Genomic DNA, 8,446 nt, shown 5'->3' with positions numbered 1-8,446 from the left:
TAGTTTGGGTTCGCAAAACAAAGCTACTTCTTTACCCTTTATTTTTTATAATTTGTCAAAATCATAGCGAACCATTGTCATGACGAAAATACCATTTAATAATATCTATTTCCCCACCTTTGTGCCTCCTTTCTAAAGCCTCGAATGGGCTAGTTAGCAAGGAATGAGCTGTTAGGTACAAATTAAATTTCCATGAAACCACAGCTACTTATTTTCGTCTTGGTACAACAACCATTATTTTCGCCCTAAAACAGCCAGCCCGCTTTGATTCCTATGCGACTCTTTATGTCACTATTGTTCCTTGTTACCTTCGCCACCGCTGCTTTGGCTCAATCCATTCCTTTTAAGCAAGACAGTGTCGTATTTTTTGACGCAACTAGAAACCGCGCCATTCCTGTCGAACTCTACGTGCCTAGCAAGGAAAAAAAAGCGAAAGTGGTCATTGTTAGCCACGGATATGGCTTCAATAAAGGCGGCGATAATCGAGCCTATTCTTATTTAACTGAGGCTTTGGCTGCCTCTGGCTACCTAGTTGCTAGCATCCAACACGAGCTTCCCACAGATGAGTTATTGCCACTTACTGGTATCCCCCAAGTCGTACGTCGCTCCAATTGGGAGCGAGGGGTAGCCAATATCTATTTTGTTTTAGAAGAGCTTAAAAAGCGATATCCTTCATTGGACTATCGCCATGTAACACTCATTGGCCACTCCAACGGTGGAGATATGTCGATGCTCTTTGCTCACCAATACCCCCAGTTTATCCATAAAGTTATTACACTGGACAATCGACGAATGCCTTTCCCGCGCACTCGTCGGCCCAAGGTATATTCGCTGCGGTCGAGCGACCAGCCCGCCGATGAAGGGGTAGTACCTACGGAAGCAGAACAAAAGAAATGGAAAATCACTGTCGTTCAATTACCCAACACCATTCACAATCATATGGACGATAGCGCTAATGAACGCCAACGTAAGGAGATAAATGAGTTGATGTTGGGCTTTTTACGAAAATAAACTACAACGGCTTTGTTTGGTGAATCACTTCCGCTAAAAAACCGATGGAATTAAAACGAAGTATTACTTTGGGTCCCTCCGACTTTTTGGCGATGTCGGAGCAGTGAGGGCCTTTTTCAAAGAAATAAACGTAAAATTTTTGGTCACGACCTCCTAGCTGATGAATATCAGGACGCCCCAATAGCTGACCTACTTCATCTATGTGCTTATTTAGGAGTTGTGACTCATTTTTTTTAAAATCTGCAAGCTGGTTTTTGCGTGCTCCTTCACAGCCGCCCCGATCGCTTCGCCATTTTTTTAGGTCTAAATCGCCAATTCGGTCAGGGGCCGATGTACATCCGATTACACACACAAACAATACTCCCGCCCAAAAGCTATTATTATTGATTTTCATTGGTATTTTTTGAATTAAACTACAGGTTAAACGCATAAAAAAAGTAGCCTCAGCGAGGCTAAATCTTAGTAGAAAAAAGGGGTAAAGGCAATCAATAGCGACTCTATATTTTAATGTGTTCAACCTAATTAAACTATGTTTTCTTGGTTTTCGTGGTTATCAACTGTATTAACAAACAAAGAGTAACCACGGTTTCGGTTGTGAGCAACCGAAAGCACTTCCTACGATTTCAGCTGTGCGCAACCGAAAGCACATTAACCCTACCAGAGGTTTTATTGTTCTTGGTACAGCACTTGCACTAAGGTTTGCCCTACGGCTTTGAGCGTTGTTGGGTCAATGTTCCGCATGTCGTCCGTGTGGGTATGCCACGCATCAAAGAACGTTTTGGTAGGGTTGTTCATTTGCAAATGAATAATATCCACCATCGGAATTTTGGCCGTTTCGTTCACTGGTAAATGGTCGTCAGTAATGGCCGCTCCATCTTCTTGAATAAAATACGAACTGTATCCAAGCTGACCTGCGATGTTCCAGATATTACGCGTAATTTCTCCCGCATATTGATTTGAGAATGCTTCCTTAGGAAACGTTGCACCTTTTGCCCCTACCATGTCTAACAACACGCCATAATAGGCCGTATAGTTAGGCGTGTGCTTATTGGCGGCCCAATACTGCGAACCTAGGCAGAAACCCGTAAATTTATCTTTGGCGACTTCAGCATTGCCACCATCCTCTACGTCAAAAAACATAATATCAACCCCTACCGATGGTTTTTGAGCTGCCTGCTGAATCACCCTGGCTAGTTCAATTAGTACTCCTACGCCACTAGCGCCATCGTTGGCACCATCTATTGCCCCTTTTTTATTGGTGGGATCTTCATCTGCTACAGGGCGGCTGTCCCAGTGCGAAGCCAATAAGATTCGCTTGGTAGCTTGTGGATTGATACTGCCGATGATATTGCGTGCGTTCAGTTTTGACCCGTCGTAATGCGTTGCTGTAAATTTTTGCTCGGTCACCGTACATCCAAGTCGTTTTAACTCCGCAACCAAATAATCTCCGCACTTCACGTGGGCCGACGAATTAGGCACTCTTGGCCCAAACTTCACCTGATTGTCAATGTATTTATAGGCCGAATCTCCGTTAAACGCAGGGGCTTTTACAAGGCTGGCTGTCGAAGATGCAGTTGTTTGTTCTGAAGACGATGAATCTGTACTGGTACCACAATTCCAAAGCGTTATTGACGCCATTGCAGCTACCATCCACTTAGTTGATTTAAACATGGAGTTGATTTTCTATTTTTTTGAAAGTACAAAAGTAAGGCAAGTTTGGCATGTAAATGCGCTCTTTTACTTACAGTTTGAGGATTTTAATGATTTTTTTAAGAGAACCACTTTCAAGGATTTTGAGGAAATAGGTACCTTTTGGCAATGACAATGACGTCATGTCAATATAGGCTGTCTCTTCCACCACCGTGACGACTGCCTTATTCAACGGCAAACTACTTCCCGTCGCGGTCAATAGTTGATACTCGACCGATGACAACTTCAAGTCTTTGGGCAGTTTCACATTGCATACTCGATCAAACGGGTTTGGATAAGCTTCCCAGTCTTGCAATGTTTGGTCTGATTTTACCGTAAATTGGATAGTGGCTACGCTCACTTTGGCCGAATCATTAAAAGCAACTGCCTCTAAAACATACCGACCTGCGATTGGTACAAAACCCATTTCTTCATCAAAAAGAGTAAAAGGGAAGCGCGTTGCTGTATAATTTTTTGAATATGGCCCTCGAAGTACAAAATTCACCTTGGTTGCGGGGGCTTCACTATTGGCATACACGGTAATGCTTGGGGGCAGCGTAGCTTCTGTTAAAACATCGCCATTTTTCAAAACTCCCAAACTTTTTCGCGTTCCCACTTTTCCTGCCTGAATCAGCTCAAAACTCAACTGGGCCTGTTTTACTTCGATGTTGAAGGTGATTGACGTTGAAGTTTCGTCATCGTCCACTGCTCGTAATGTCACAGCATATATCCCTGCGGCGTTCGCTACTCCCGTAATTTCATTGTTTTTAAAGGTGAGCCAAGACGGCAAATTCGGCGCTTCGATTCGATCGACGTACCCATTGGTATCGTAAAAAAGTGAGTCAGAAATTTTGTATAAAAAACGCTGGGTTACATACAATTGCGCATTGGGAGGGGTATAGCGAAGCACTGGTGGTACATTTTGGGTTCCGTATAAATCGACGTTGAGGACAAAAGCGGTCTCGACCGAATCGCCCCCATTGTCATAAGCACGTATTCCTAATTTATAGGTCCCCAGTTGCGTGGGCGTTCCATTCAACGTGCTTGTAACGGCATCGTAGGTAAGCCAAGAAGGCAGTCCTACCGCTTTTACTTTTGTAATTTGTCCATCAGGATCGGTGAAAATAGAAGTCGGGACTTTGAAACGAAAGGCTTTATTTTGAGCAATTGTTTTTTCGGGCAACAATTGTTTGACAATCGGCGACCGATTTAGAATTTTTACCTTAAAGGAAGTCTCTGCGTACGAACTGTCATCGTCAATGCCGCGCAACGTTATCGTAAACGTCCCTTGCTCTTGTGGATAAGCCGAAAATTCTTTTGAATTGAACGACATCCAAGGTCGTAAACCGATGGCTTGAGTGCGAACAATCACGCCGTCGGGGTCATCAAAAATATCGCCCTGAATTGGGTATGAAATGGTTTGGTTGAGTGACGATTCAAAATCGGGAAGAGTTCGCTTGACGACGGGCTTTTGATTGACATTCACTATTTTAAGCAAAAAACTCGTTTGTACCGTTGCCCCTTCATCGTCGATTGCCCGCAAAGTAATTTTTGACTCTCCAAGTTGATCGGGCACTGTACCAGTCAATGTACCATTTGAGAAAGTCAACCACTGCGGTTTTTCAAGGGCTTCGATGGTCACAATTTCCCCATCAGGATCCAGAAAAACGTCTTTGGGTAAGGTGTAAGAATACGTCTTTTTAGGTTTTGTAGCGCGGTCAATGATTGGATTTGCCACAACTGGATAAACATTGGTCGCCAAAATTCGCCAATAGTCTTCGCCCAAAATGTCTTCTTCAATCTTGACCTCGATTGGCGATGGCTGTGCATGGGTTCTCCACGCTTTTTCGACCACTACAGAAGTCGAGTCAAGTACTTCTGTTACTTTGTAACTTATGGTCGCATTGCTCCTTAGCTCACTCCAAGGATTGTTTTTCCATCGGGCTGCTACTGGACCAAAAATGGACGACAAGCGAGCATCTTTTGTACTTGCCACCATGGTCACGACATTACAGCCGTTTTCAAAACATTCATCAAAATGTTTGATGAGTAAATCATCCGAATAGACGGGCGAAAAGAACGTTTCGTTCATTATCCATTTTCCTGGACGATTAGAGCGAACCACATCCGTGATAAAACGATGGTTCCAATACAAGTCATTATGCACTTTGGTACCATCAGCTTCTTGATCCAAATTTTTAAAAGCAATCGTTCCGCGCACAGCAGCTTGAGCATCTATCACGGCTCCGTACTCATTGACCACTTTATACGACGGATTCACCTGTTTGATGGTACGAATGCTTTGATCAATAAAATTTTTGAGCTGAAGGTGAGAGAACAAATACCAATCTTTTCCTGCGCGGGTTCGGTAAGCGGGTAATGGGCGATAGGCGGTAGTTGGTGGTCGAACGTCGTTGAGGGAGGTAAATTTAGTCCCCCAAATGTAATTGAGTTTATTGATGCGCTTATACTGCTGCGTAATCCAGCCCTTAAACGCCTCCAAAGATGGCGACGAATAATCAAAACCTGTCGGATACACCTGTTTGTAATCACCGTTTAATTCTGTCTCGTAATGATAGCCAAGTTCTTGGGTTGGGGTATTGACAAAAGTCACGTACAAGATATTTCCTTGCGACTGGTAGGCATTATAGCGTTGGCATACTTCCTTCAAAAAACCTTGGGCTTTGGTCACCGTTGGCGCATGGGCAAAGCTAAAACAAGTCCGTCCATATACCCCCCAAAGTTGCCGTCCTAAATCATCGTTCATGGTTTCATTTGACGTCCAAAATCCTTGAAGACGTTCTGCTTTCCGTCCAAGCATGATTCGGATTCCCGCTTTCACGCCGAGCCGTGCAATTTGTTCCATCTGGCGGTCAGGCTGCCGCCAATCGGGTTGTGAAGTTGCTGTTTTATACACTTCATCCCAATAAATCGTCAATACGACCAAATTGGCACCTGCTCCTACGGACTGCTCAATGATGTCGGCACCATAATCTGGTTCGGCATTTAGATTCAACAACTGCAAACCTACGTATCGCTGTTGTGCTCCCTGCTGTGCAACCGCCATCGTAGCCCAAATCACTCCTAACCAAATACCTACTATTTTTATCATTTTGGAATAATAAGTGGTTTGTTTACAAACCTTTACAACTGATAAGCGGGTTGAGAGCAACCCGCTATACTTGATTAATACTTGACGACTCGAAACACTTTCCATGTGGCATCTTCGAGCTGTAATTTTAAGAAATAAATGCCTGCACCAAGTCGCAACTGCCGCAAATTGAACGAAATCTGCGTCCCAGAGCGGTACATTGTTTCTTCAGGCACAGTGATTTCTTGTCCCAAAAGCGTCACAAAACGAGGAGATGACAGTTTGCCCGAGGGGTGTTTGAGATGGACAAAATCAGTAGCTGGATTCGGGAATACCGACCAATCTTCTACCGAAATAGGCTGTTTTGAGACTGGATCTGAGGGCAAAAATTCCAATTCATATTCTGTTGACGCAATCAGTTGTTTACGAAAATAAGCTTTACCTCTCAAAAAATACTTCCCTGCCGTTACGGGAAGGCCAGCGTCTCCCTCATAAAGCGAAAAAGGAGAACTTGTTGTGTACGTTTTTTGGTACTGCGCACCCGTAATTTCCAAATCAAAAGCATCAAAAACGGCATCGCAGTTGGCATACACATTGACCGCCGTTGGCAACTGATGTTGCAGCAATTGCTCTTTGGGCTGCAACCGTTTGATCAAAAATCGCTGTCCAGGTTTTCCCGCTTGGATTAAATCAAAGGAAACAGTAGGGTAATTGATGGTAATGGTAAAAGATGTTTCAACGACGGCATCTTCGTCGTCGTACCCCCTTACCCGCAACGAATACACACCAACAGTATCAGCCAAACCGCGAATTTCTCCTTTGCGGTACTGTGCCCATTCGGGCAAACCAATGACTTCCATTCGGCTAATAAAGCCATCTGAATCAACAAACGTACTGTCTGAAATTGAAAAAATAAAGGGTTGCTTGTACAACCCTACAGCATTAGAGATACGTTTGCGAAGCGTCGGTGCTTGATTAAAACGGCCTAAATTATCGACAATAATCGTAAAGCTTGTTTCAACCGTCGCCCCGTCGTCGTCGGTAGCTCGAACGGTAAAAGTATAAATTCCCGTTTGGGTCGGTGTTCCTGAAAAAATACCATTAGAAAACCTAAGCCATGACGGCTGTCCTTGCAGTACAACACTGTTTATGGCACCATCGACATCCACAAATACCTCCGAGCTCAAGCGATAAGAAAAGGGGGAGTTTACCTTAATGGTCTTAGTAGGTAGTGCGTTTTTGACATAAGGCGGGCGGTTAATCGCTCCTTGCAGCGAATCAGCCAAAATATCTTCGACCATCCGAATATTCACTGGGCTTCGATTTGACTCTGGTCCTGCGCGATTGGCCCATTCTCCATAAACCCCTCCACTAAAATAGCCAAACTCTAACACACGCGAAAGATTGTAGGTCATGTAATCCTTAGGCAATACATCGACAAAAGGAGCTGACAACCACTTAGTAGCTGTACTTTTTAGAATAGGTTTAGCTTGCTCCAATACTTCTTTTGTGCCAAGTACCACACTAATCCAGCGTGCGCCGTGGGCGTAGCTTTCGTCAAATTGCTTAGTAATCAGATCACTTGCCTTTTGTGCCTTAAAATCAGGAAAAACTTCATTCAAAATCCACTGATTTGGCAATACATTGCTTCTCAGAATATCCATCGAAAAACGGTGGTCGTAGCGAACGTCGTTGTTGATTTTCACCCCATCCGTTCCTGAGTTTAAATCTCTGAACGCAACACTACCACAAACAGCGCTGAGTTGGTCAAAGACCGAGCCAAAATCGGTAATAACGCGGTAGCCCGAATGCACATTTTTGATGGTGCGGGTTGTTTGTTCAATAAACTGCTTAAAAATAGCGTGCCGAAACACGTACCAATCTTTTCCCGCCTGCCCCCAAAACACTTGGTCGCGGTTGGCCAGAGCCGTGGGTGGTTCTACTTCCTGAAAATCCTTGTATTCGGTTTGCCAAAAGACATTGAGACGGGCGATTTTGGTGTATTTTCTACTTAACCAAATTCGGAACTCTCGCTTCATGGCGGGCGAGTAGTCAAACACAGTGGGGTGAGGATACCCTTCCGACGAATTTTCGAAGAAATAACCTGTTTCTTGCGTAGGAGTTAAACACACCGATACCCAAGAAATAATGCCTTGCTCTTGCGCAGTTTTATATCGCTCGCATACTTCTTTGATAAAGCTATTGCCTTTATCAACCGCTGGCTGACTTGCAAAGCTAAAATACGTACTTGCATAACCCGATACCAACGCACGGCCTTGCTGGTCGCGCTGTCGTTCCTCATTGGACATAAAACCAGCAATTCTGCCCTCGTTTCGACCCAAATAAATACGCAACGCGACTTTTACGCCCAATTTTTGGGCGAGGGCAATTTGACTATCGTATTTTTTCCAATCGGGCTGAGAGGTGGCCGAAGGATACACATAGTCCCAATGTATCGTTAAGTGAACGGCATTACAGCCTGCCTTCACGGCCTCTTCCATCATATCGAGTTCAGCATCCGCCGCCCGACTCAAATTGAGTTGAAGATAAGCCAAATACCGTTGCTGGTCGTTGGCATATACTCCCGAAACCATCAACATCATCCCCAACCACCACAAACACCATTGACGTTTCATACGATGTGGATTATTAAAA

5 protein-coding genes are annotated in these 8,446 nt (G+C 44.2%); 1 reads left to right on the top strand and 4 read right to left on the bottom strand.

From position 1 onward, the window contains the following. Positions 1-285: 285 nt before the first annotated feature. Complete coding sequence (locus AC23P2_RS28970; RefSeq protein WP_487776436.1) at positions 286-1,011, top strand: serine aminopeptidase domain-containing protein; 726 nt, start codon at positions 286-288, stop codon at positions 1,009-1,011. 1 nt (position 1,012) lies between these two features. Here AC23P2_RS28970 and AC23P2_RS28965 read toward each other — a convergent pair whose 3' ends face one another. The 4 genes from AC23P2_RS28965 to AC23P2_RS28950 form a co-directional block, all read right to left on the bottom strand. Next, positions 1,013-1,405: a hypothetical protein gene (locus AC23P2_RS28965; protein ID WP_487776435.1), complete on the bottom strand. Its 393-nt coding sequence runs from the start codon at positions 1,403-1,405 to the stop codon at positions 1,013-1,015. A gap of 272 nt (positions 1,406-1,677) precedes the next feature. Then, complete coding sequence (locus AC23P2_RS28960; protein ID WP_487776434.1) at positions 1,678-2,682, bottom strand: M28 family peptidase; 1,005 nt, start codon at positions 2,680-2,682, stop codon at positions 1,678-1,680. 70 nt (positions 2,683-2,752) lie between these two features. After that, a complete protein-coding gene (locus tag AC23P2_RS28955; RefSeq protein WP_487776433.1) occupies positions 2,753-5,812 on the bottom strand; it encodes a putative Ig domain-containing protein in 3,060 nt (1,019 codons plus the stop codon). A 74-nt stretch (positions 5,813-5,886) separates the two neighbouring features. Continuing rightward, positions 5,887-8,427 carry a putative Ig domain-containing protein gene (locus AC23P2_RS28950; RefSeq protein WP_487776432.1) on the bottom strand — a complete coding sequence of 847 codons (2,541 nt, stop codon included), beginning with the start codon at positions 8,425-8,427 and terminating at the stop codon, positions 5,887-5,889. Positions 8,428-8,446 lie beyond the last annotated feature (19 nt).

The sequence above is a fragment of the Runella sp. R0.1_18 genome (assembly GCF_057652155.1).
This window is presented reverse-complemented; position numbering and strand designations above follow the sequence as displayed.